This window comes from Nocardiopsis prasina DSM 43845 (assembly GCF_000341265.1).
In the GTDB taxonomy this organism is placed as follows: Bacteria; Actinomycetota; Actinomycetes; order Streptosporangiales; family Streptosporangiaceae; genus Nocardiopsis; species Nocardiopsis prasina.
Map to the genome: position 1 here is coordinate 1 of NZ_ANAE01000169.1, position 24028 is coordinate 24028.

The window sequence follows — 24028 nt, forward strand, 5'->3', positions numbered from 1 at the left end:
CCCGCCTGCCGACTCTGGGGCTGTCTGGGTCAGCTGACAGGCGAATCCTGTCTGCTCAGCTGCGAATCGGGTCGAGCGCCGACGGGTCTCCTCGGCCACAACTGTGAGTCCCACCCATCTCAGCCACAGCCAGTGTGCTGAGCAGGTCACCTCAGCCGCAGCCGTGGGTCCCGCCCGTCCACCCGAGCCCCAGCGGGTGTGCTGACCGGGTCTCCCCAGCCACAGCCGTGGGTCCCGCTTACACACCTCGCCGCAGGGGGTTGCCCGTTCGAGCGCCGGAGAGGGTTCTGCAGGAGGAGTCGAGCCGCTAGCGAGGGACGAGCGTCAGGCGTGGACGAGGACGAAGAATCTCTCTGCAAAGGCGCCGAACCCGGGCCGAAGCGAAGCGGAGGCCCAAAGTGGTACAGCCGAACACGCATCGAAGCGAAGCGGAGATGCAAGAAGATAGGGATTAAGGAATGACCCCACCACGCCCCGACCGGGTGTCCGTCAGGGCCCCGGCCACCAGCGCGAACCTCGGGCCGGGCTTCGACGCGCTCGGTCTGGCCGTCCAGCTGTACAACGAGTTCCACGTGGCGGCGCGCGCCGACGGTGAGGTCCGTATCCGGGTCGAGGGGGAGGGTGCGGGTGAGGTGCCACTGGACGGGCGCCACCTCGTGGTCCGTGCCATGCGGGAGGCCTTCGAGCGGGTCGGGGAGAAGCTCCCCGGGCTGGACCTGCACTGCGTGAACGGGATTCCGCACGCGCGCGGGCTGGGCTCGTCCTCGTCGGCGATCGTGGGCGGGGTCGCGGCGGCCTCGGCGCTGCTGGGCAGGACCGGCGCCGGGGGCGGCTCGGACCGGGACTGGATCTACCAGGTCGCCGCGGACATCGAGGGCCACCCGGACAACGTGGCGCCCTGTGTCCACGGCGGTTACACCGTCGCCTTCCGCGACGGCGACTCCTGGGGCGCCGCGCGGCTCACGCCGGACGAGCGGCTGCTGCCAGTGCTGTGCGTGCCCGGGTGGCGGCTGTCCACCGAGCGCGCGCGGGGTCTCCTGCCCGAGACCGTCTCCCACGCGGACGCGGCCTTCAACGCGGGACGCGCCGCGCTGATGACGGCGGCCGTTTGTGGCCAGACCGAATCCCTGTACGCGGCCACCGAGGATCGGCTACATGAGGCGTACCGCGCCCCGGCGATGCCGTGCACCCTCGAACTCATCCGTGACCTGCGTCAACACGAGAAACTCCCGGCGGTGGTCTCCGGCGCGGGTCCCACGGTCCTCGTTCTGTGCTCCGTTCCTGAGGGACGGGCCCAGGAGGATTCGCCGGAAATCATCCGACAGGTTGATTCGATTCGCCGACGGGCGGGTAATGATTGGGACATACGCCCCCTGCACATCGAGCCGGCGGGGGTGCGGACCCCATCTCCCCATCCGTAGCATCTGTGTCGAGGAATAGCCGTGGCCTCTGGTGATGTTAGGCTTGGTGAAGCACCAGATGCCCCGTTGCGGGGCGTGTGCTCATCCGCCACAACGGCTTCCGCGTCCCATACTCCGGCGGTCCGATCTCTCGACCTGTTGGAAGCGGTGGCCCAAGTGTCGATCCAGCGGATTTCCCGCTGTGCCCACGTCTCCCGAGTGCGCTCCTCCGTCATGGTCGGGCGTGTCCTCAGGGTAGACAGGCAAAACCTCCGAGCCACTCGCCCCGACGTCTGGCTGTACCCAGAGCCCGCCGCGATTGGGTAGGGGACCGTTTTCGCCGGTTTCCGACATCCACGTGGGGCACGCCCTACCCGGCCCCTGCCGGTTCGCACCATCGGGCCGGCCGCTCAAGCAATCCGCTGACGGCCGAAGCCCGCTCCTTGGGAAGGACCCTTAGTGAGCGACACCACCGAACTCCGAACGGACGCGGCGGTCGACAGCAAGAAGAGCACCGACGCCTCCTCGGAGGCCGGAGAGGCCACGACCACGCGGCCTCGCGCAGCCTCGCGCGGCACCGGGCTCGCCGCCCAGAAGCTCCCCGAGCTCCAGAAGCTCGCGTCGAGCATGGGCATCACCGGTACGGGGCGCATGCGTAAGAGCGACGTCATCGCCGCGATCGAGGCCAAGCAGGGCGGCCCGGTGGGCGGTCCCGCGTCGGCCAAATCCGGAAAGAAAGCCGACACCGCTCCCAAGGCCGGTAAGGTCGAGGCAACTGACGGCCCGGCCGAATCCCAGTCTCCCGCCAAGTCGGGCACGGACGAGGCACCGCGCAGGAGCGCCGGTGAGCGGTCGTCCGACCAGGCCGTGACCGAGACCCAGGGTGGGAAGGGTGACAAGCCCTCCCGCAACCGCCGCTCGTCCCGCAGGCGCGGCGACGAGTCCGGTGACCAGACCCGCTCGGTGGACGGCACCGACTCCTCTACCTCCGCGAGCAGCGTGACCAAGACATCCAGCACCCCCCAGAAGAACGGCCCCGACTCCGAGGACCGTGACACCAGGTCCGGGCAGGGTCGCGAGCGCCAGCGCAACCGTCGCAACCGCAACCGCGGCGGTGACGACCAGAACGCCAACAACAACTCCGACCGTCAGCAGGGCGGCGGCGGTGGCGGCGGCCAGAACCAGGGCCGCGGCAACAGCGGGAACAACAACAACGACGACGACGACTTCGGTGGCGGACGCCGCCGCGGACGCCGTCGCGACCGCCGGGACCGTCGCGGCGGACGCGGAGGAGGCCAGGAGCCGGAGCCGGTCATCGGTGAGGACGACGTCCTGCTGCCGGTCGCGGGCATCCTGGACATCCTGGACAACTACGCCTTCGTCCGTACCACCGGCTACCTGCCCGGGCAGAGCGACGTCTACGTCTCCCTGGCCCAGGTGCGCAAGCACGGCCTGCGCAAGGGCGACCACATCATCGGTGCGGTCCGCCAGCCCAAGGACGGCGAGCGCCGCGAGAAGTTCAACGCGCTGGTGCGCCTGGACTCGGTCAACGGCATGTCGCCGGACCAGGCCAGGGGTCGGCAGGAGTTCTCCAAGCTGGTGCCGCTCTACCCCCAGGAGCGTCTGCGCCTGGAGACCGAGCCGAACATCCTCACCACGCGCATCATCGACCTCGTCGCGCCCATCGGTAAGGGCCAGCGCGGTCTGATCGTCTCGCCGCCCAAGGCGGGCAAGACGATGGTGATGCAGTCGATCGCCAACGCGATCACCGAGAACAACCCCGAGTGCTACCTGATGGTGATCCTCGTGGACGAGCGTCCCGAGGAAGTCACCGACATGCAGCGCACGGTCAAGGGCGAGGTCATCCACTCGACCTTCGACCGTCCGGCCGAGGACCACACGGTCGTCGCCGACCTGGCGATCGAGCGGGCCAAGCGGCTCGTGGAGATGGGCATGGACGTGGTCGTCCTGCTCGACTCCATCACCCGCCTGGGCCGTGCCTACAACCTGGCCGCCCCCGCCAGCGGACGCATCATGTCCGGTGGTGTGGACTCCACCGCCCTCTACCCGCCGAAGCGCTTCTTCGGTGCGGCCCGCAACATCGAGGGCGGCGGCTCGCTGACCATCCTGGCGACCGCGCTGGTCGAGACCGGCTCGCGCGCCGACGAGGTGATCTTCGAGGAGTTCAAGGGCACCGGCAACATGGAGCTCAAGCTCAACCGGTCCCTGGCGGACAAGCGGATCTTCCCGGCCGTGGACGTGGACGCCTCCAGCACGCGTAAGGAGGAGATCCTGATGTCGCCTGAGGAACTGAACGTCGTCTGGAAGCTCCGCCGGGTGCTGCACGCCCTGGACACGCAGCAGGCGATCGAGCTGCTCCTGGACAAGATGAAGGAGTCCAAGAGCAACGCCGAGTTCCTCATGCAGATCCAGAAGACCACGGTGGGCCCCGAGCGCTCGTGATCGTTCCGGAGCTCCGCGCGACGAGCGCGGGGTGACGGTGTGGCGGCCCCCTCCCCGGGTTCGGGGAGGGGGCCGTTCGTGTGTCCGGGGCCGCGTCCGCGGCGGTGTTTCCGGAGTGCGGAAGCCGATGATCACCAATGTGTCTCGGATCACATTGGGGGGCTGGTGGGTGTTCGTCCGTGAACGTAGGGTCACGCGGGCCAGAGTGCACACCCCCTACCAGGGAGCCGCCTGGATGGACAACCTCGCCCTGCTCAGCCTTCTCGCGCTCACCCCGATCCTGGTCGTCGGAGTCCTGCTCGTCGGGTTCCGCGTCCCCGCCATGTACGCGATGCCCGCCGGATACGTCATCGTGGTCGCGATCGCAGTCCTCTTCTGGCGGACCGAATGGACGGCCGTCGCGGCCTCCACGCTCCAAGGCCTGATCCTCGCCGCGGGCCTGCTCTACATCATCTTCGGCGCGCTGCTCCTGCTCTCCACCCTCACCAGGAGCGGGGCCGTCGCCACCATTCGCCGCACCTTCACCGACATCACCCCCGACCGCCGGATCCAGGCGATCATCATCGGCTGGCTGTTCGGCAGCTTCATCGAGGGGGCCTCCGGGTTCGGCACCCCCGCCGCCGTGGTCGCCCCCCTGATGCTCGCCCTGGGCTTCCCCGCCATGGCCGCCGTCATGGTCGGGATGGTCATCCAGAGCACCTCGGTCAGCTTCGGCGCGGTCGGCACCCCGATCCTCGTCGGTGTCGGAGGCGGCCTGGACGGCGGGGGAGGGGTGGCGGCCCGCGCGTCCGAACTCGGCATGAGCTTCCCCGAGTACGTCACCGAGATCGGCTTCCAGACCGTCCTGCTGCACTCGATCACCGGAACCCTCGTCCCGCTGCTGATCTGCTGCATGCTCTGCGGCTTCTACGGCGAGAACCGGCGCTTCTCCGACGGCCTCGAGGTGTGGAAGTTCGCGCTGTTCAGCGGGCTTGCCCTGACCGTCCCCTCACTCCTGTACAACTACTTCCTCGGTGTCGAGTTCACCAGCCTCCTCGGCGGGCTCACCGGCCTCGTCATCGTCGTGCTGGCCGCGCGCAGGGGCTTCCTCATGCCGAAGAGGGTCTGGGACTTCCCGCCCAGGGAGGACTGGCTGGCCCGTTGGACCGGGCGGATCGAGTCCGGCAACGGCGAGCGGCCGTCCGACACCGGACGTCGCGTCGGGTTCCTCAGCGCGTGGGCCCCCTACCTCCTGGTCGCCGCCCTGCTCGTGGCCACCCGCACCGTGGAGCCGGTCAAGGAGTGGCTGTCGGGCCTCACCGTGGGCGCCGACAACATCCTGGGCACCTCGATCGGGGACTCCGTCGCCCCCCTCTACTCGCCCGGGGCCACGTTCATCCTGGTCTGCCTCGTCACCTACGGACTGCACCGCATGCGGCCCCGGGAGATCGCCGACTCCTGGCGGATGGCCGGTTCCCAGCTCGCCGGGGCCGCCGTCGCCCTGCTCTTCGCCGTCCCCCTGGTACGGGTCTTCATCAACACCGGGTCGGAGTTCGGCACCACCGCCCTGGAGAGCATGCCGCTCACGCTGGCCACCGGGGCCGCCGAACTCGGCGGGCACAACTGGCCGCTGCTGGCACCCTGGATCGGTGCCCTGGGCGCCTTCGTGGCCGGGTCCAACACCGTCTCCAACCTCATGTTCTCCCTGTTCCAGCACTCCACCGCCGAACGCATCGGCGTCCCGCCGGAGAACGTCGTCGCGGCCCAGGCCGCCGGTGGCGCCGCGGGCAACATGATCACCGTGCACAACGTGGTGGCCGCCTCCGCCGTGGTCGGCCTCGCCGGGCGGGAGGGCGACATCCTCCGCCAGACCGTGGTGCCGCTGGCCTACTACCTGCTGATGGCCGGTTCGCTGGCGTACCTGTTCATCCACGGACCTGGAGCCAACGCCGGGCTTCTCATGCTCTGCCTCACCCTCGCGGCCACCGCCGCCACCCTGTGGTGGCTGTGGCGCAACGACCGCCACAAGCCCCTGCCGGGCACGACGAGCGGCTCCCCGCCNGGCACGACGAGCGGCTCGCGGACGCCGAAGGGGGGTCGGGAATAGGTACTGGTCCCGGCATGGTTGATGGTCTGGCAAACTGGTATCAGGGAACGGCCGTCCTCCCGAGGGGGAGTGCACGCCGCCCTCTTACCTGGATCGCCGCGACACCGGTTCGCGCATGGTCAACGAACACCGCCCCACCTCCGACGGTGGTGCGGTCGTCATGCGTCCGGCGGTCGCGCACTAGCAAGGAGACACACATGCAGGCCGAAATCCACCCCGAGTACGTCCCGACCGAGGTGACCTGCACCTGCGGGGCCAAGTTCGTGACGCGCAGCACCGTTACCGAGGGCAAGATCCGCGCCGACGTGTGCTCCGCGTGCCACCCCTTCTACACCGGCAAGCAGAAGATCCTCGACACCGGTGGCCGGGTCGCCCGCTTCGAGAAGCGCTTCGGCAAGCGCAGCTAGCGCTGCCCGTCGCCCGGCGGTGCCGCCCCTCCCAGGAGCGGGCGGCGCCACCGGGCATCCAGGCGGTTCCCCGTACGGGGGAGACGGACAGGGCGAGCGACAAGACGGGAACGTGGGAAAGTGAAGCTGGACGACCTCCTTGGGGAGTACTACGAGCTGGAACAGCAGCTCGCCGACCCCGAGGTGCACGCCAACCAGGCCAAGGCGCGCACGCTGGGCAAGCGCTACTCACAGCTCACCCCGATCATCGAGGCCTACCGTCAGCTCAAGGAGGTCGAGAACGATATCGACGCCGCCCGTGAGCTGGCCGCCGAGGACTCCTCCTTCGCGGAGGAGGCCGACCGCCTGACGGAGGAGGCCGAGCAGCTCACCGAGCGCCTGCGCGTCCTCCTCGTCCCGCGCGACCCCGCCGACGACAAGAACCTCATCATGGAGGTCAAGGCCGGCGAGGGCGGCGAGGAGTCCGCCCTGTTCGCGGGAGACCTGGTCCGCATGTACCTGCGCTACGCCGAGCGCCAGGGGTGGAAGACCGAGGTCATCGACGCCACCCACTCCGACCTGGGCGGGTACAAGGACATCACGATCGCCTTCAAGAACAGGGGCACCCCCGAGCCCGGCTCCGGCGTGTGGCCCATGCTCAAGTTCGAGGGCGGCGTCCACCGGGTCCAGCGCGTCCCGGTCACCGAGTCCCAGGGGCGCATCCACACCTCCGCCGCCGGTGTCCTCGTGGTCCCCGAGGCCGAGGAGATCGAGATCGTCATCAACGACAACGATCTGCGGATCGACGTCTACCGCTCCTCCGGGCCCGGCGGGCAGAGCGTCAACACCACCGACTCCGCCGTCCGGATCACCCACCTGCCGACCGGCATCGTGGCCTCCTGCCAGAACGAGAAGAGCCAGCTCCAGAACAAGGAGCAGGCCATGCGCATCCTGCGTGCCCGCATCTTCGCCGAGGCCCAGGCCAGCGCGGACGCCGAGGCCTCCGCCGAGCGCAAGAGCCAGGTCCGCACCGTGGACCGCTCCGAGCGCGTGCGCACCTACAATTTCCCGGAGAACCGCATCTCCGACCATCGCGTCGGCTACAAGGCCTACAACCTCGACCAGGTCCTCGACGGGGAACTGGACGGGGTCGTCAAGGCCCTGGTGGACGCGGACACCAAGGAGAGGCTCGAAGCCGCCCAATCATGAACTTCCTGCTCGACGAGGTCGCCCGCGCCACACTGAGGCTCGCGGAGGCGGGTGTGGCCTCACCCCGTACGGACGCCGAGGAACTCGCGGCGTTCGTGCACGGTGTCCGTCGAGGGGAACTCCACGCCGTCTCCGACGCCGACTTCGACGCGCGCTACTGGGAGTGCGTTTCCCGCAGGGAGGCGCGCGAACCCCTCCAGCACATCACCGGCCGCGCCTACTTCCGCTACCTGGAGCTCCAGGTGGGGCCGGGGGTCTTCGTGCCACGTCCGGAGACCGAGATCATGGTCGACTGGGCCATCGAGACCCTGCGTGCCATGGACGTGGCCGACCCCCTCGTCGTGGACCTCGGCTCCGGCTCCGGCGCCATCGCGATCTCCATCGCCCAGGAGGTCCCCCGTTCCCGGGTGCACACCGTGGAGATCGACCCCGGCGCCCTGGCGTGGACCCGCCGCAACATCGAGGCCACCGGGCACACCGACCGCGTCACCTCCCACGAGGGCGACATGCGCACGGCTCTGCCCGAGCTCAACGGCCGCGTCGACCTCCTCATCAGCAACCCGCCCTACGTCCCCACGCAGGAGGCGGGCCTGATCCCGCCCGAGGTGCGCGACTACGACCCCGCGCCCGCGTTGTGGTCCGGCGAGGACGGGCTGGACATGATCCGCGAACTCGAGGCGGTCGGCCGCAGGCTGCTCCGCCCCGGCGGCGCCATGGCCGTGGAACACCACGACGGCCAGGGCATCGACATCCCCCGACTGTTCCCCGAGGACCGGGGCTGGCGCGACGTCCTCAACCGCAAGGACATGGCCCGGCGCGACCGCTTCGTGGTCATGCGCCGCGCCGACGGCGACGGTTAGTCCCCGTGCCCGCCGAACCACACCCCCCATCCCCACCGCAGGACCGGCAACCAGGTCCGGTCGACCGAGATTGAGGTGAACGCTGGTGAGCCGCATCTACGACTGCGCGGACGAGACCGCCCGCAAGGACGGCATCGCCGACGCCGCGTCCGCGGTACGCCGAGGCGAACTCGTGGTGCTGCCCACGGACACCGTGTACGGCATCGGCACCGACGCCTTCAGCCCGAAGGCCGTGGCGGGCCTCCTGGAGGCCAAGGGCCGGGGGCGGGACATGCCGCCGCCGGTCCTGGTGGGCTCCATGCGCGCGGCCACCGCGCTCATCGAGGACCTGGGCAACCACGGCCGGGACCTCATGGAGGAGTTCTGGCCCGGCCCGCTCACGCTGGTGTGCACCGCCACCCCCAGTCTCTCCTGGGACCTGGGCGACACCAAGGGCACCGTCGCCGTGCGGATGCCGATGGACCCGGTCGCGCTGGAACTGCTCAAGGAGACCGGGCCCATGGCGGTGAGCAGCGCCAACAAGTCCGGTCAGCCCGCCGCCGCCACGGCGGAGGACGCGATCGAGCAGCTTGGCGACGAGGTCGCGGTGTACCTGGACGGCGGTGAGGCGGAGAGCCCGGTGGCCTCGACCATCGTCGATCTCACGTACGCGGTCCCCCGGGTGCTGCGCTCAGGGGCGATCTCCATCGAGCAGTTGCGCTCGGTGTGCGGCACCGTGATCGGGGAGCTGCGCAAGGGCCGGACCAAGCCGAAGGCACAGGCGGAGCCCGAACCCGGAACCGAGGCGGCGGCCGAACCGCCGGAGGCCGGGACCACCGAGCCGGAGGCCGAAGCCTCCAAGGACACCGACCGCTCCGAGAGCTAGAGGATCAGGCAGTGCGGGAGTACGCGCTCACCTTCGTCATCGCCGCCGCGGTGACCTACCTGCTGGTCCCGCTGGTACGCCGACTGGCGATCGCCTTCGGCGCCGCGCCCCCGGTGCGCGACCGCGACGTGCACACCGAACCCATTCCGCGGCTGGGCGGACTGGCGATCTACGGGGGTTTCGCGGCCGCGCTGCTCATCTCGGCGCAGCTGCCGCACCTCCAGAACGTCTTCGTCGCCAAGACGTGGATCGGTCTGCTGCTGGCGGGCGGACTCATCACGGTCATCGGCGTCATCGACGACCGGTGGGGGATGGACGCGCTCAGCAAGCTGGCCGGTCAGGTCGCGGCCGCGGGCATCCTCGTCTGGCAGGGCGTCCAGCTGCTCTGGCTGCCCCTGCCGGGTACCCAGCTGTCACTGGGGCCGTGGCTCGGGGCGATGGTCTCCATCCTGCTCATCGTGGTGACCATCAACGCGGTCAACTTCGCGGACGGTCTGGACGGGCTCGCGGCGGGCATCGTCGGCATCTCGTCGCTGGCCTTCTTCGCGTACTACTACGTGGTTGCGGTGGAGCAGGGATTCGTCCGTCAGTCCTATCCGGCGATGATCGCCATCATCCTTGCCGGGACCTGCGTGGGTTTCCTCTTCCACAACTTCCACCCGGCCCGGGTGTTCATGGGCGACACGGGCTCGATGCTGCTCGGCCTGCTGCTGACCTCGATCACCATCACGGTCACCGGCCAGTTCGACGCCAACACCGCGAGGGAGGAGTTCAGCTCCTCGGGTCTGGTGGTCTTCCTGCCGATCGCGCTGCCGCTGCTGGTGATCGCGCTACCCCTGGCTGACCTCGTCCTGGCCGTGCTGCGTCGGACGCTGGCGGGCAAGTCCCCGTTCGCCCCGGACCGGGGACACCTCCACCACCGGCTCCTCGACATGGGGCACACGCACACGCGCGCGGTGCTGCTCATGTACCTGTGGGCGGGGATCGTGGCCTTCGCCGCAGTCTCCCTGTCCATCTTCGACTCGGCCCTCATCGTCCTGACGGTCACGGTGCTGGTCGCCACCTGTGCCGTCGGTCTCATCGCGCTGCCGCGTCTGCGCCGCCGCGGCCTGCTGCCGTGGGACCGGGGGAACAGGCCCTCCGCGAAGGCAGATCACCATCGGTCAACCGATGGATAAATGCGGGGTCACGTTCGGGACCGAGGTCCCGACAGCCGTTCCGAATGTGCGCTGGTGTGAAGCTCGCGGCAAGTGTGGGCAAGGTGACACAAGTTCCGAAGGGGCCGCCGAACGGGGCTTTCGCGAGGCGTTAAGACCGCGTTAAGGGCACCCTGGATTTGGCACCAAAAACCTTGTGATAGCTTTCACGAGCAGGTACTCACTGAACCCCACGGAGCTTCGTCATGCAGGAACACGACGCCCGGATTCTCCGCGGCGCCGCGCTTCCGAGCGCCGCGTGCGGGGTCCTGGCCATCGCGGTCTCGGGCCTTCTCGCGGGAGCGGCCGGAGCTCTCAGTTCGGCCCTGGCGGTCGGCATCATCCTCGCCTGTTTCGGGCTGGGGCAGTGGGCGGTCATGATGGTCACCCGGAGGAACAGGGACCTGTTCCTCGCCGCGAACCTGCTCGGTTTCGTCGTCAAGATGGCGCTGCTGGGCATTCTGTTGGTGACCCTGGGCCGGAGCCCCCTCATCACGGACCTCAGTAGCAACGCCTTCGTCTACAGCGCGTTGGCCGTCGTACTGGCCTGGCTGGGTGGGCAGACCTGGGCCACTTCCAGGGCGAAGATCCTTCACGTGGACCCGAGCGAGAGCTCGGAGAACACGTGATGGGGTGCCCCGCCGCGACCCGCCGGAACGGGCGTAATAACCTGTTCCAGGGTAGCCGGGCTGCCAAGTCCGAGCCGAGCCCCACATGCTATATTCCGGAGCGAGATGAGCAGCGAACCAGCCAGGAAGAAGGGCTCCAGTGCGCCTCCAGCACCGCGAGAGTCCGACGGTTGGGCGCTCTTCTCCACTCTGCTCGCGGGTGTGCTTGTGTGGAGTGCGATCGGCTGGGGTGCGGACAGGCTCCTGGGATTCCAGGCCCTCTTCCTGCCCATCGGGGCCGTTCTCGGCATGGTCGGCTCGATCTATCTGATCGTCGCCAAGACACGCCACCTCTGAGCTCCCCGCAGTTCCGCGTCGCCCATCTCGCGACGACGCTTGCAGTCACAACCATCAACGAGGCTTTCTTGCGTCACGACGAAAGGATTCGCCGTGAGTGCTGACGTGCGCATTCTCGCGGCCGAACCGGGTTGCCATCTCTTCGGCGACAACGGTTGCGGGTTCACGGCCCCCACTATCGGGATGTTCTTCCCCGAACCGTGGTTCGCCAACATCCCCGGCAGCGCGGGCATCGACCTGTACCTGGTTCTGTTGCTCGTCGCGGTCGGTGCCGTCCTGCTTCTGTGGTCGTGGTTCAGCAGGAAGCTGAGCCTCGTCCCCGGCCGCAGGCAGAGTGTCGGCGAGCTGCTCATCCTGTTCATCCGGGACAACATCACCCGGCCGACCATGGGTGAGAAGGGTGACAAGTTCATCCCGTTCATGACGGGCATCTTCTCGCTCATCCTGGCCATGAACTTCACCGGCCTGATCCCGGGCATGCTCCCGGTCAACAGCAACCTCGCCTTCACGGTGATGTTCGCGCTCACGATCTACGTGATGACGATCGTGATCGGCATCAAGCACCAGGGCGGCTGGGGCTACTTCCGGAACCAGATCTTCCCCCCGGGCATGCCCAAGTGGATCTACGTCCTGGTCACCCCGATCGAGATCCTCTCGGTCTTCCTCATCCGCCCGGTGACGCACGCCCTGCGTCTGTTCGCGACCATGTTCGCGGGCAGCCTGCTGCTGGCCGTGTTCGCCTACGGCGGCTGGTACATGCTCAACCTGACGGCGGAGCCGATGCTCGCCGCGGTCTCCGTGTTCTACTCCGGTGCCGCGCTGCTCGGGTACATCGCCTTCTTCGTCTTCGAGATCGCGATCATGCTGATCCAGGCCTTCGTGTTCACGCTGCTCGCGAGCCTGTACCTCAACCAGTCGCTCGAAGCGGCTCACTAAAGACCCCCTCCACGTTCCCCCGATCCCCTGATCGGACCAGGACGCGGAGTGCTGAAGACCCGTCCAAACCGGCGAACTGACCAATCGCAGAACGCGACGCCGGACGTCGAGTAAAGGGAAACACCATGGACATCGCTGCGATCACCGGCAACATCAACACCATCGGTTACGGCATCAGCGTCATCGGCGCCGGTATCGGTGTCGGTATCGTCTTCGGTCTCGGTATGCAGGCCATCGCCCGCCAGCCCGAGGCCCGCGGCCCGCTCCAGACCAACATCTACCTCGGCTTCGCCCTCATCGAGGCCCTGGCCATCCTGGGCTTCGTTCTCGCCTTCGCGGCTCCCGGCGCCTAGTCGGAATCGCCAACCGTTTTCTGATGGCAACTGACGCGAAGGAGGGCTGACCATGCTGTTGGAGTTGGCAGCCGAACCAAACATTCTGCGGATCGACTGGGTGAAGTTCACCTTCGGCGCGATCGCGCTCGCCGTGGTCTACTTCTTTGTGGTCCGCAAGTCGGTCCCCAAGGTCATGAAGGTCCTCGACGAGCGTCACGACGCCATCGAGGGCGGCATCGAGCGGGCCAAGAAGGCCGAGGCCGAGGCCGAGGAGATCCGCCAGCAGTACCGCGAGAAGCTCGAAGAGTCGCACCGCGAGTACGCGCAGGAGCTCGAGAAGGCCAAGGAGCAGCGCGCGGCGATCATCGCCGAGGCTCGCGAGGAGGCCCAGGTCGAGGCCCAGCGCATCATCGAGTCCGCCAAGGCGCAGATCGAGGCGGACCGGCAGCAGGCCTTCGTCCAGCTCCGCGGTGAGATCGGCACCCTGTCCACCGAGCTCGCGAGCCGCATCGTCGGCGAGACGCTCAGTGACAGCGCCGCTCAGACGCGGGTGGTGGACCGGTTCCTGGAGGAGCTGGGCCAGGACGAGAGCGCGAAGCAAGCCGAGGTGCGCTGATGCGTGGTATCAGCCGTAACTCCCTGGCTGAGGCGATCCGGCGCCTGGACGAGAACGTCCTGGCGTCGGCCGGCGCCGGGAACGCGGTCTCGCTGGGCGGCGAGCTCTTCGAGGTCGTCGCCCTGGTCAGCGGTGAGCACTCGCTCCGCCGCTGGCTCGCGGACCAGGCCAACGACCCCGAGAAGAAGACCGCCCTGATCGGTCAGATCCTCGAGGGCAAGGTCTCGCCGTCCACGGTCATCGTGGTCAGCGACGTCGTCTCGCAGCCGTGGTCCACCGGGCGCGACATGCTGGACGCCCTGGAGCGGACGGCGGTCTACGCGACCGTCGCCTCCGTCGAGGGCACCCGGCTGGACGAGCTCGAGGACGAGCTGTTCCGCTTCCAGCGGATCGTCGTCGCGGAGCCCGAGCTGCGTTCGGCCCTCACCCGTGAGGGTGTGGCCGACGCCCACCTGAACGCGCTGATCGAGAACCTGCTCTCGGGCAAGGTGAGCGCCGCGACGCTGGCTCTGGTCAGCCAGGCGGTCACCCACCCCCGGGGTCGTACCCTGGAGCAGGCGCTCGACAACTTCGGACAACTGGTGGCCGAGCGCGCGAAGCGCTTCATCGCCGTCGTCCGTACCGCCCACGCCCTGACCGAGACCCAGCAGACGCGCCTGCGCACCCTGCTGAGCCGCAAGTACGGCCGTGAGATCCACCTGAACATCGAGGTCGCCCCGGAAATCCTGGGTGGACTCTCCATCCAGGTGGGCGACGAGGTCATCGACGGCACGATCGCCGGGCGCATCGCTGAGGTCCAGCGCCGCCTGGCCGGCTGACGCGAAGACAAGCAAGCACGCACGGCGCCGGCCCGGCGCCATTTGAGAGCAAGGACAACGTAGAGATGGCGGAGCTGACGATCCGGCCGGATGAGATCCGGGACGCGCTACAGCGCTTCGTCCAGTCGTACGAGCCTGACGCCACCCGCGCTGAAGAGGTCGGTACCGTCACCTACTCCGGTGACGGCATCGCCCGCGTCGGTGGCCTTCCCTCGGCGATGGCGAACGAGCTGCTGGAGTTCGAGGACGGCACACTGGGCATGGCCCAGAACCTTGAGATCGGCGAGATCGGTGTCGTGGTGCTGGGTGACTTCACCGGTATCGAGGAGGGGCAGAAGGTGCGTCGCACCGGCAAGCTCCTGTCGGTCCCGGTGGGCGACAACTTCCTCGGCCGTGTGGTGGACCCCCTGGGTAGCCCCATCGACGGCAAGGGCGAGATCGAGACGAGCCAGACCCGCGAGCTTGAGCTCCAGGCCGCGACGGTCATGGAGCGCCAGCCCGTCGGCGAGCCGCTCCAGACCGGTATCAAGTCGATCGACACGATGACCCCGGTCGGCCGTGGCCAGCGCCAGCTGGTCATCGGTGACCGGCAGACCGGCAAGACCGCGATCGGTATCGACGCGATCATCAACCAGAAGGCGAACTGGGAGACCGGCGACCCCACGAAGCAGGTGCGCTGCATCTACGTCGCGGTGGGTCAGAAGGGCTCGACCATCGCCAGCGTGCGCGGCGCCCTCGAAGAGGCCGGCGCGATGGAGTACACCACCATCGTGGCCTCCCCGGCGTCCGACCCGGCCGGCTTCAAGTACCTCTCCCCGTACACCGGTTCCGCCCTCGGGCAGCACTGGATGTACGAGGGCAAGCACGTCCTCATCGTCTTCGACGACCTGACCAAGCAGGCCGAGGCCTACCGCGCGGTCTCCCTCCTGCTGCGCCGCCCGCCGGGGCGTGAGGCCTACCCGGGTGACGTCTTCTACCTCCACTCCCGTCTCCTGGAGCGTTGCGCCAAGCTCTCCGACGAGCTGGGTGCGGGCTCGATGACGGCTCTGCCGATCATCGAGACCAAGGCGGGCGACGTCTCGGCGTACATCCCCACCAACGTCATCTCCATCACCGACGGTCAGGTCTTCCTGAACTCGGACCTGTTCAACCAGGGCCAGCGTCCGGCGATCGACGTCGGTGTGTCCGTCTCCCGTGTCGGTGGCGCGGCCCAGACCAAGGCCACCAAGAAGGTGTCCGGCACGCTGCGTCTGAGCCTGGCCCAGTACCGCGAGCTGGAGGCGTTCTCCGCCTTCGGTTCGGACCTGGACGCCGTCTCCAAGCAGCAGCTGGAGCGCGGTGCGCGGATGATGGAGCTGCTCAAGCAGGGGCAGTACTCGCCGTTCTCCATGGAGAAGACGGTCGTCTCGATCTGGATGGGTAACACCGGCCTGATCGACGAGGTCCCGGTCGAGGACGTCCGCCGCTTCGAGGAGGACTTCCTGTCCTACCTGGACCGCGAGCACAAGGCCGTTCTCGACACGATCCGGGACACCGGCAAGTTCGAGGACGACAGCCAGAAGACGCTCCAGGCCGCCATCGAGAAGTTCAAGGTGAGCTTCCAGACCTCCGCCGGTACCCTCCTGGGCACCGAGGCGGAGACCGAGGCGCTCGCCGAGGAGAAGGTCGGCCAGGAGACCATCAAGGTCGCCAAGGGCGGGAAGTAACCCATGGGTGCACAGCTTCGCGTCTATCGCCGGAGGATCCGAGCGACGAAGGCGACGGCGAAGATCACCCGTGCGATGGAGCTGATCGCCGCCACGCGCATCACCAAGGCGCAGCGCGCGGCCGAGGCTGCCGGACCCTACGCACGGGAGATCACGCGGGCGGTGTCTGCCCTGGCCAGCCGGGTGACCGATCACCCGCTGCTGACCGAGGCCGAGAACCCCACCCGTGCGGCCGTCCTGGTCGTCACCAGTGACAAGGGTCTGGCCGGCGCCTTCTCGACCAACGTCATCAAGGAGGCCGAGGCCCTCACCCAGCTCCTGCGGGAGCAGGGCAAGGAGGTCCTCACCTACATGGTGGGCCGCAAGGGTGCGGCCTTCTACAAGTTCCGCGACCGCCCGGTCGAGGAGTCCTGGGAAGGCATCACCGAGCGTCCGACCTACGCGCACGCCCAGGAGATCGGCACCGCTCTCATGGAGCGGTTCTCCCAGGACACCGCCGAGGGCGGTGTCGACGAGATCCACGTCATCTCCACGGAGTTCGTGTCGATGCTGACCCAGCGGGCGGGGGCGGTCCGCGCCCTCCCGCTGGAGGTGGAAGAGGTCGACGCAGAGGAGCTCGAGCAGAGCGTCGGTAGCGAGGCCCTGCCGCTCTACGAGTTCGAGCCCTCCGCGGAGGAGGTCCTGGACCAGCTGCTCCCGCAGTACGTGGTCAACCGGATCTACGCGTCCCTCCTGGAGTCGGCCGCCTCCCAGCAGGCGTCCCGTCGGGCGGCCATGAAGGCCGCGACCGACAACGCGGAAGAACTCGTCAAGAACCTGACCAGCCTGGCCAACCAGGCTCGTCAGGCCGAGATCACCAATGAGATCAGTGAGATTGTCGGCGGTGCCGATGCGCTCTCTGGGTCCAGCGCGGGAAGTGAGTAACAGAAGTGACTGCGACAGTTGAAGGTACGGCCGGCGCTGGCACCGCCACCGGCCGCATCGCCCGGGTCACCGGCCCGGTCGTCGACGTGGAGTTCCCCGTCGGCTCCCTGCCCGGCATCTACAACGCCCTGCACACCGACGTGAGCATCGGTGGCACGGAGAAGGTCGTGACCCTGGAGGTCGCCCAGCACCTGGGTGACAACCTGGTCCGCGCCATCTCCCTGGCCCCGCAGGACGGCATGGTCCGTGGCGCCGAGGTCCGCGACACCGGAGCGCCCATCAGCGTGCCCGTCGGCGACGTCGTCAAGGGCCACGTGTTCAACACCCTGGGCGAGTCCATGGACGTGCCCACGGCCGAGCTCGGCGTGACCGAGCGCTGGCCGATCCACCGCAAGGCCCCGGCCTTCGACCAGCTCGAGTCCAAGACCGAGATGATGGTCACGGGCATCAAGGTGATCGACCTGCTCACCCCGTACGTGCGCGGTGGGAAGATCGGCCTCTTCGGTGGCGCGGGTGTGGGCAAGACGGTGCTCATCCAGGAGATGATCACCCGTATCGCCCGTAACTTCGGTGGTGTGTCCGTGTTCGCCGGTGTCGGTGAGCGCACCCGTGAGGGTACGGACCTCTTCCTGGAGATGGACGAGATGGGCGTCCTCCCGGACACCGCGCTCGTCTTCGGCCAGATGGACGAGCCGCCCGGCACCCGTCTGCGCGTGGCCCTCTCGGCTCTGACGATGGCGGAGTACTTCCGTGACGTCCAGGGTCAGGACGTGCTGCTCTTCATCGACAACATCTTCCGTTTCACCCAGGCGGGTATGGAGGTCTCCACGCTGCTGGGCCGCATGCCCTCGGCCGTGGGTTACCAGCCCAACCTGGCCGACGAGATGGGTCAGCTCCAGGAGCGGATCACCTCGACCCGTGGTCACTCGATCACCTCGATGCAGGCGATCTACGTTCCCGCGGACGACTACACCGACCCGGCGCCGGCGACCACCTTCGCCCACCTGGACGCGACGACCGAGCTCTCCCGCCCGATCTCGCAGAAGGGTATCTACCCGGCGGTCGACCCGCTGGCCTCCACCTCCCGCATCCTGGACCCGCAGTACGTGGGCGAGGAGCACTACCAGGTGGCCCAGCGCGTCAAGGAGATCCTCCAGCGCAACAACGACCTCCAGGACCAGATCGCCATCCTCGGTATGGACGAGCTGTCCGAAGAGGACAAGATCATCGTCAACCGGGCTCGTCGCCTGGAGCGCTTCCTCTCGCAGAACATGTTCGTGGCCGAGAAGTTCACCGGCACCCCGGGTGTGTTCGTTCCGCTTGAGGAGACCATCGCGTCCTTCAAGGGTCTGTGTGACGGCGAGTACGACCACCTTCCCGAGCAGGCCTTCCTCGATGTCGGCAACATCGACATGGTCGTGGAGAAGGCCAAGAAGCTGCAGGAAGGCTAGTACTGCGCGTCAGTGTCCCCCCGCTCTGAGAGCGGAGGGCGACGGGCGGGGCTAGACCCGAGGCGGGGCCGAGTATCCATTCGTACTCGGCCCCGCCGAACCCACCCGCTAGCCGAGGAGTTTGTGGCAGTGTCGAAGAAGCTTTTCGTCGAGATCGTCTCTCCGGACCGCGAGGTCTGGGCGGGCGAGGGCGACATGGTCATCGCGAAGACCGTCGAGGGCGAGATCGGCGTCCAGCCCGGGCACGTCCCGGTGCTGTCGCTTCTGGCCGAGGACGCGGTCGTTCGCGTTCTGGGCGCGCGTGAGACCGGCGAGATCCGGGCCGCCGCCCACGGTGGGTTCGTCTCGGTTTCGGGTGAGGGCCGTATCTCGATCCTCGCCGAGACCGCCGAGCTCGCCGAGGACATCGATGTGGACCGTGCGCGCCAGGCGCTGAAGGACGCGGGCGAGTCCGGGGACAACCCGGCCGCCGCCCGTGCCCGCAGCCGCCTGCGTGCTGCTGGCGAGGAAGTCGCCTAGCGAAGCCGGGAGGCGACGAGACGTGGGTGTGGCACCGCTTCAGGGAACGCCGTGGTTGGAGTCCTTGTTGTGGGTGGTCCTCGCCGTCGTCCTGCTCGTCGTGCTGGTGCTCGGCACCGGTTGGATGCGACGGTTCGTGCTGCTGCGCAGCGGCGGGGCCGTCGAGTGTTACCTGCGTGCGCGTGGGGGGAAGGGACGTCGGGGCTCCTGGCGGATCGGCTTCGGCCGTTACGGCTCGGGTGACCTCGGGTGGTTCCCCGTCCTCTCCCTCAGACCGCGGCCGACAGTGCGACTGTCGCGCCGCGGTCTCGTCGTTGTGGGGCGTCGTGCCCCCGGAGCCGAGGACGCGCCCCTGCCCGCTGATGTCACGGTCCTGGAGGTCGGCTGGGCGGGCGCGGACGGCAGCGACCCCAGTGAGGCCGCCCTGGAGGTCGCGATGGGTGAGAGCGCGCTCACCGGGTTCCTGTCCTGGATCGAGTCCATGCCCCCCGGCACCCAGTGGCAGGCCTGACCGCCGCGCGGCGGGAGCCCTGAGGTTCACAGGGGCGGTCCCCGTGTGTTTGCATGGGCCCATGAGTACCATCGTGGCTTTCTCAGTGTCCCCGCTCGGTAGCGGCGAGTCCGTCGCCCCGGCCGTGGCCCGTGCCGTCAGGGTCGTGCGTGAGAGCGGGCTGCCCAACGAGACCTCCGCCATGTTCACCACCGTCGAGGGCGAGTGGGACGAGGTCATGGACGTCGTCAAGCGCGCCGTGGAGGCCGCCGGTGAGGGGGCCGGGCGGGTGAGCCTGACTCTGAAGGCGGACGTCCGTGAAGGCGTGACCGACGGCCTGCACACCAAGGTGGAGGCTGTCGAGCGCGAACTCGGCGACCTCGACTGACGTCCCTCCCGGCACCCCCGTCAGGTGCCGGAAGGTTCGAGGGGTCAGCTCACCGGTCACGGCGTCGTCCCCCGTGCCGGGACCTCTCACGTCCCTGGTGAACGGCGGACCCACGACGACGGACCCGGGACCGCCGAGACGAGGCCGCGGGGCCCGGCTCGACCGTCCGCGTGCCGCTGCCTCCTGCTGGGAACCCACGCACGAGGCCTGGCGGCATGTGGGACGGCCACGACTCCCTGTCGTGGAACAGTCGCGTTCACACGGGGGAGACGGAGGGCGGGCGAAGGCCGCCGATCGGCTTCTCGCCCGTCCGGGTTCCCTAGCGTTCGCCGCCCGGCTTCCACAGGACCTCGTCGCCGTCTCCGGCAACGTGGCGGCCGAGGATGAACAGCAGGTCCGAGAGGCGGTTCAGGTACTGCGCCGTGAGCGGGTTGACGCTGTCCCCGTGCTCCTCGATGGCCGCCCACACCGAGCGTTCGGCGCGGCGGACCACGATGCGGGCCGTGTGCACCAGGGCAACGGTGGGCGAGCCGCCGGGCAGGATGAAGCTGCGCAGGGTCGGCAGGTTCGCGTTGTAGGCGTCGCAGGCCTCCTCCAGCCGGGTGACGTACTCCGGCAGGACCCGCAGCGGCGGGTACGCGGGGTCGGGCACGATCGGTGTGGACAGGTCCGCGCCGAGGTCGAAGAGTTCGTTCTGCACGCGCAGCAGGAGGACGCGCACGTCCTCGGGGAGGTCGCCCAGGGACAGCGCCACACCGATCGCCGCGTTGGCCTCCTCGGCGTCCGCGTAGCCGACCAGGCGGGTGTCGTTCTTGGAGGTCCTGCTCATGTCGCCGAGCGCCGTCGTGCCGGCGTCACCGGTACGCGTGTAGATCTTCGACAGTACGACCGGTTTGTCCGTGTCCCTTGTGCTCATGTCCCTCAGCCTAGGCGAGGGCGTGGAACAGGGCCCGTGGTGGGGTCTGAGCACGGGCGAGTCACGGAGGATAACTGTTCAGTATCGGGGGGCGAAGGTGACATGGCTCACTGATACCTTGAGGCACGAGGGAGCTACACACGGTAGTTTCCGGCGGTGTTCACGCGCGGACACCCGGGCGGGACCGAGGGGGGTCGCCCGGACGACCGTACGAGGGGGAGACGCCGCGAGGGGCGGGTGGCGTGGAACCGGGGGGTTCACGCCACCCGCCCTCCAGCTTCCCGGATCAGCGGTGGATCACGTGTCTAGCGGATCCAGGCGTCCCCCTTGCGGGGCAGGTCCACCGTCACGGCGGACATCGACAGCACGCCGTTGACCGGGAGAGTGCTCTCGGCGAAGAACTCCACACCGTGCGCGCCCGCTGCCGACAGCTCGGCCACCGACTCCCAGTTGACGTTCTCCAGGGTGTCGTCGGCCGTGTGGTAGTACGGGTCGAACGCCTCGCCCGCCGTGCCGCCGTACCACTCCGCCTGCTCCTGCGACTTCACGCCGTCCGCACCACTGAACAGGCCACCGGAGGGCACACCCGCCTGCATGAAGCCGAAGTAGTCGCTGCGGCCGCTGAGCACACCCGGCTCGCTGACCTGGCCCTGAGCCCCGAAGTAGTCCTCGAAGACCTTCGCGATGGCACCGGAGCCGGAGGGGGCGCCGCCGGACTCCGGCAGCTCCATCCGGCCGTCGAGCACGAACCGGCCGTAGTTGTGCGAACCGATCATGTCGAAGTTCAGGTAGAGCGCGAGGTCGTCGAGCTCCCCTTCGTCCAGACCGGCGACGTACTCGCTGGAACCGACCAGGCCGGACTCCTCGGTGCCCCAGAAGGCGAAGCGGACCTGGTTGTTCGGGTCGGGCTGTTCGGCCAGCCGGATCGCGGTCTCCAGCAGGAAGGCGGTGCCGCTTCCGTTGTCGTTGATGGCGGGGCCCTCCTCGACACCGTCGAGGTGGGCACCCACGACCACCACGTTGTCGTCCCGGCCGCCGGGAGTCTGCGCGAGCACGCTGTAGGAGCTCTCCTGGCGGACCTCGGCGTCCACGGTGACCTGGAGCTCCAGGTCCGGGATCGACAACAGGTCCGCGCCTGCCAGGCCGGAGACGCCGACGGCCGGGATGGCGGAGGGTTCGCTCACGGTGCCGAGGAAGACCTCGTCCTCGTTGTTGACCACCAGGGCCGCCGAGGCACCCGCGTCGGCGGAGTTGGTGACCTTGTCCTCGAACGGGCAGCTGCCGCGCACCGTGATGGCGACGGCGCCCTCGGGGAAGTCCGCGAAGTCGTCCGGGGAGCAGCCGCTCGCCGCGCTGTCGGGGGCGACCGCGACGGCGGGGGCGGACACGTCGCCGGAGCCCGAGTAGCTCATGGTGACGAAGTCCTGGTCGAGCTCGTACGGGTGCTGCTTCGGCGCGGTCTGCGCGAGCACGGCGGGCGTGTTCTCTCGCCAGGCCTCGTAGTCGTACTCGTGGCGGTAGGGCTCGTACCCCGCCCGCTTGAGCTGGTCCTCGACGTACAGGGCGGCCACGTCGTACCCGGGGGTGCCGCTGGCGCGGTTGCCTCCGTTGTAGCGGGCGATGGTGTCGAGGTTGGCCATGTGGGCCTCGATCGCCTCCGCCGACACGAGGTCGGGGAGCGCGGCCCGGTCCGCGTGGGCCGGTGCGCCCGCCAGGGTGCCCGCGGTCATCATGAGGGCGGCGAGACCGGCGGTGACGGCGGTGCTCCGCCTGGGGGAGGGAGGCGCGGCCGCTGTGTCGCGCGGGCTCCCATGGGTTGTCGGTTGCACGGACTTCCTCCGGTTCACGGGGGCCCATCGTGCCGTGGTGTGGGGGATGGACACCTGGGGTGGGCGAGGTACCGGAGAAGCCTCGCAGGAGGTTCCGGTCGCGGCAAGACATGGCGCGGGACATTGCCACAATCAGCCACAGACCTTACGGGAAGGTGCGCACTGTGATTTGATGGACGGCCCGAAGCGCCCGGGTCGTCGAGGTGAAGCGGCGTCACGAGACGCGGGACGGGCCCACGGCCCGCCCGGTCAGCCCTCGACCCCTTCGCCCTCCTGGTGCTTGCGCGCCCGGTAACTGACCCCGACGCCGCCCATCAGGGCGACGCCCCGGATGTGCACGATCGGGGCGCCCGGCTCCACCACGCTGGGGGTGTCGCCCTCGATCCCGAAGCCACCCATGATCGGTAGGCCGTGGACCCGCACCTGGATGTCGTCGGGGACGATGATGCCGATGCCGCCCATGACCGCGCCGATCCAGACGGTGGTCTCGCGCTCGGTGAACCGGGCCTCCCTCAGGTCGAGTTCGACCCCGCCCATGGTGGCCACGGCGAAGAACCGGCGGGGGAGCACCCAGTTGCCGGAGCGGTCGGCACCGCCCAGGAGGGCGATCGCGGCGTGACTGGTGGCGGGCTGGTCGCCGATCCGGCTCGCGCCGTACACGGGACGCGGCGAGCGGAAGTCGGCCGGTGCCGGGAGACGGGCGGCCGCAGCACCGGAACCGGGCAGGTCCTCGGTGAGGGGGACCAGTTCGCCGACGGTCTTGGCGCGGTACACCGCGTCCAGCCGGTCGCTGTGTTCGTCGGGGTCCAGGCGCCCCTCGGCGAGGGCCTCCCGGAGCAGGTGGGCGACGGCGTCACGGTCGGCGTCGGACGCGCGCATCCGGCCGTTGCCGTCATCGTGGGGGGTGAGTTGGCTCATCTGTTCCACCCTATGCCGATTCTGCCCTCCGCGGCGGACCACGGGATCGGGGACGAGCCCGGAGACGACCCTGAGACAGGTCCCGCGGCGCTACTTCTCGGGAAGCAGGCCCCGGCGCAGCGCCTGGGACACCGCGGCGGTCCGGTCGCCCACCCCCAGCTTCTCGTAGACCCGCATGAGGTGGGTTTTGACCGTCGTGGCGCTGATGTGCAGGGTGCGGCCGATCGCCGCGTTGGTCAGCCCGTCCGCCGCCAGCCGCAGCACCTCGACCTCGCGCGGGGAGAGCGCCGGTCCCTCCGGCTCCGTGTTCCGCTGACGCACACCTGTCAGCAGTTTCCCCGCCAGCCGACCGCTGAGCACCGTCTCGCCTCGGGCCGCCGAGCGCACCGCGTCGGCCAGCTCGGCCCTCGGGGTGTCCTTGAGGAGGTAGCCGGTGGCGCCCGCCTCGACGGCGCGCAGGATGTCCGTGTCGGTGTCGTAGGTGGTGAGCACCAGCACGTGGACGCCCGGATGCTCGGCGCGGATGCGTTCGGTGGCCTCCGCCCCGTCGCCGCCGGGCATGCGCAGGTCCATCAGGACGACGTCGGGGACCAGGGAGGCCACCCGGGCCACCGCCTCGGGGCCCGATCCGGCGTCACCGACGATGTCCAGGTCGGGCTCGGCGCTGAGCATGCCACGGATGCCCTCGCGGACCACGGGGTGGTCGTCCACCAGCAGGACACGGATCATGGGACGGCTTTCCTCTCCGGGAC

The 24028-nt window shown here is 68.9% G+C and carries 24 protein-coding genes; 20 read left to right on the plus strand and 4 right to left on the minus strand.

Features of this window, described 5'->3' with window-relative positions; genetic code table 11:
- Positions 1–458: 458 nt before the first annotated feature.
- The 20 genes from thrB to D452_RS0120870 all read left to right on the plus strand — a co-directional run bounded on the left by thrB (position 459) and on the right by D452_RS0120870 (position 19613).
- Positions 459–1421: a homoserine kinase gene (gene thrB / locus D452_RS0120775; protein ID WP_193374263.1), complete on the plus strand. Its 963-nt coding sequence runs from the start codon at positions 459–461 to the stop codon at positions 1419–1421.
- A 438-nt stretch (positions 1422–1859) separates the two neighbouring features.
- Positions 1860–3863: a transcription termination factor Rho gene (rho, locus tag D452_RS0120780; protein WP_017546068.1), complete on the plus strand. Its 2004-nt coding sequence runs from the start codon at positions 1860–1862 to the stop codon at positions 3861–3863.
- Positions 3864–4098: 235 nt separating this feature from the next.
- A complete protein-coding gene (locus D452_RS0120785) occupies positions 4099–5949 on the plus strand; it encodes an L-lactate permease (protein WP_051061340.1) in 1851 nt (616 codons plus the stop codon).
- 197 nt (positions 5950–6146) lie between these two features.
- Positions 6147–6356 (plus strand): 50S ribosomal protein L31, encoded by a 210-nt coding sequence (gene rpmE / locus D452_RS0120790; protein ID WP_017546070.1) that lies wholly within the window; start codon positions 6147–6149, stop codon positions 6354–6356.
- Between the two features lie 120 nt (positions 6357–6476).
- The gene (gene prfA / locus D452_RS0120795) at positions 6477–7544 is read left to right on the plus strand and encodes a peptide chain release factor 1 (protein ID WP_017546071.1); all 1068 of its coding nucleotides are present in this window, start codon (positions 6477–6479) and stop codon (positions 7542–7544) included.
- Positions 7541–8404, plus strand: coding sequence for a peptide chain release factor N(5)-glutamine methyltransferase (gene prmC / locus D452_RS0120800; RefSeq protein ID WP_017546072.1), 864 nt, complete (start codon positions 7541–7543; stop codon positions 8402–8404). The genes prfA and prmC overlap by 4 nt, the downstream gene beginning before the upstream one ends.
- Positions 8405–8489: 85 nt before the next feature.
- On the plus strand, positions 8490–9269 hold the full coding sequence (locus tag D452_RS0120805) for an L-threonylcarbamoyladenylate synthase (RefSeq protein ID WP_017546073.1): 780 nt from the start codon (positions 8490–8492) through the stop codon (positions 9267–9269).
- Positions 9270–9280: 11 nt separating this feature from the next.
- A complete protein-coding gene (locus tag D452_RS0120810) occupies positions 9281–10447 on the plus strand; it encodes an MraY family glycosyltransferase (RefSeq protein ID WP_017546074.1) in 1167 nt (388 codons plus the stop codon).
- Between the two features lie 224 nt (positions 10448–10671).
- Positions 10672–11094, plus strand: a complete 423-nt coding sequence (locus D452_RS0120815; protein WP_017546075.1) for a hypothetical protein — start codon at positions 10672–10674, stop codon at positions 11092–11094.
- Between the two features lie 105 nt (positions 11095–11199).
- Positions 11200–11430 carry an AtpZ/AtpI family protein gene (locus D452_RS31035; protein WP_026129511.1) on the plus strand — a complete coding sequence of 77 codons (231 nt, stop codon included), beginning with the start codon at positions 11200–11202 and terminating at the stop codon, positions 11428–11430.
- A 105-nt stretch (positions 11431–11535) separates the two neighbouring features.
- A complete protein-coding gene (atpB, locus tag D452_RS0120825; RefSeq protein WP_017546077.1) occupies positions 11536–12366 on the plus strand; it encodes a F0F1 ATP synthase subunit A in 831 nt (276 codons plus the stop codon).
- Positions 12367–12491: 125 nt separating this feature from the next.
- The gene (atpE, locus tag D452_RS0120830) at positions 12492–12719 is read left to right on the plus strand and encodes an ATP synthase F0 subunit C (RefSeq protein ID WP_017546078.1); all 228 of its coding nucleotides are present in this window, start codon (positions 12492–12494) and stop codon (positions 12717–12719) included.
- Positions 12720–12771: 52 nt separating this feature from the next.
- Entirely contained in the window at positions 12772–13317 is a 546-nt protein-coding gene (locus tag D452_RS0120835; protein WP_017546079.1) for a F0F1 ATP synthase subunit B, read from the plus strand.
- Complete coding sequence (locus tag D452_RS0120840; RefSeq protein WP_017546080.1) at positions 13317–14135, plus strand: F0F1 ATP synthase subunit delta; 819 nt, start codon at positions 13317–13319, stop codon at positions 14133–14135. Before D452_RS0120835 ends, D452_RS0120840 begins: the two co-directional genes overlap by 1 nt.
- 65 nt (positions 14136–14200) lie before the next feature.
- Positions 14201–15841 (plus strand): F0F1 ATP synthase subunit alpha, encoded by a 1641-nt coding sequence (atpA, locus tag D452_RS0120845; RefSeq protein ID WP_017546081.1) that lies wholly within the window; start codon positions 14201–14203, stop codon positions 15839–15841.
- Between the two features lie 3 nt (positions 15842–15844).
- Complete coding sequence (locus tag D452_RS0120850; protein WP_026129512.1) at positions 15845–16765, plus strand: F0F1 ATP synthase subunit gamma; 921 nt, start codon at positions 15845–15847, stop codon at positions 16763–16765.
- A 5-nt stretch (positions 16766–16770) separates the two neighbouring features.
- On the plus strand, positions 16771–18216 hold the full coding sequence (atpD, locus tag D452_RS0120855; RefSeq protein WP_017546083.1) for a F0F1 ATP synthase subunit beta: 1446 nt from the start codon (positions 16771–16773) through the stop codon (positions 18214–18216).
- Positions 18217–18345: 129 nt separating this feature from the next.
- Positions 18346–18735, plus strand: coding sequence for a F0F1 ATP synthase subunit epsilon (locus D452_RS0120860; protein ID WP_017546084.1), 390 nt, complete (start codon positions 18346–18348; stop codon positions 18733–18735).
- Between the two features lie 55 nt (positions 18736–18790).
- Positions 18791–19246: a DUF2550 domain-containing protein gene (locus D452_RS0120865; RefSeq protein ID WP_017546085.1), complete on the plus strand. Its 456-nt coding sequence runs from the start codon at positions 18791–18793 to the stop codon at positions 19244–19246.
- Positions 19247–19307: 61 nt separating this feature from the next.
- Positions 19308–19613: an MTH1187 family thiamine-binding protein gene (locus tag D452_RS0120870; protein ID WP_040694485.1), complete on the plus strand. Its 306-nt coding sequence runs from the start codon at positions 19308–19310 to the stop codon at positions 19611–19613.
- Positions 19614–19932: 319 nt separating this feature from the next.
- Here the strand turns inward: D452_RS0120870 and D452_RS0120875 are convergent, their stop codons facing one another.
- The 4 genes from D452_RS0120875 to D452_RS0120890 all read right to left on the minus strand — a co-directional run bounded on the left by D452_RS0120875 (position 19933) and on the right by D452_RS0120890 (position 24005).
- On the minus strand, positions 19933–20529 hold the full coding sequence (locus D452_RS0120875) for a cob(I)yrinic acid a,c-diamide adenosyltransferase (protein WP_017546087.1): 597 nt from the start codon (positions 20527–20529) through the stop codon (positions 19933–19935).
- Positions 20530–20834: 305 nt separating this feature from the next.
- Positions 20835–22262 (minus strand): M28 family peptidase, encoded by a 1428-nt coding sequence (locus tag D452_RS0120880; protein ID WP_017546088.1) that lies wholly within the window; start codon positions 22260–22262, stop codon positions 20835–20837.
- Positions 22263–22607: 345 nt separating this feature from the next.
- Positions 22608–23276, minus strand: a complete 669-nt coding sequence (locus tag D452_RS0120885) for a DUF1707 SHOCT-like domain-containing protein (RefSeq protein ID WP_017546089.1) — start codon at positions 23274–23276, stop codon at positions 22608–22610.
- A gap of 90 nt (positions 23277–23366) precedes the next feature.
- Positions 23367–24005: a response regulator gene (locus D452_RS0120890; RefSeq protein ID WP_017546090.1), complete on the minus strand. Its 639-nt coding sequence runs from the start codon at positions 24003–24005 to the stop codon at positions 23367–23369.
- Positions 24006–24028: the final 23 nt, after the last annotated feature.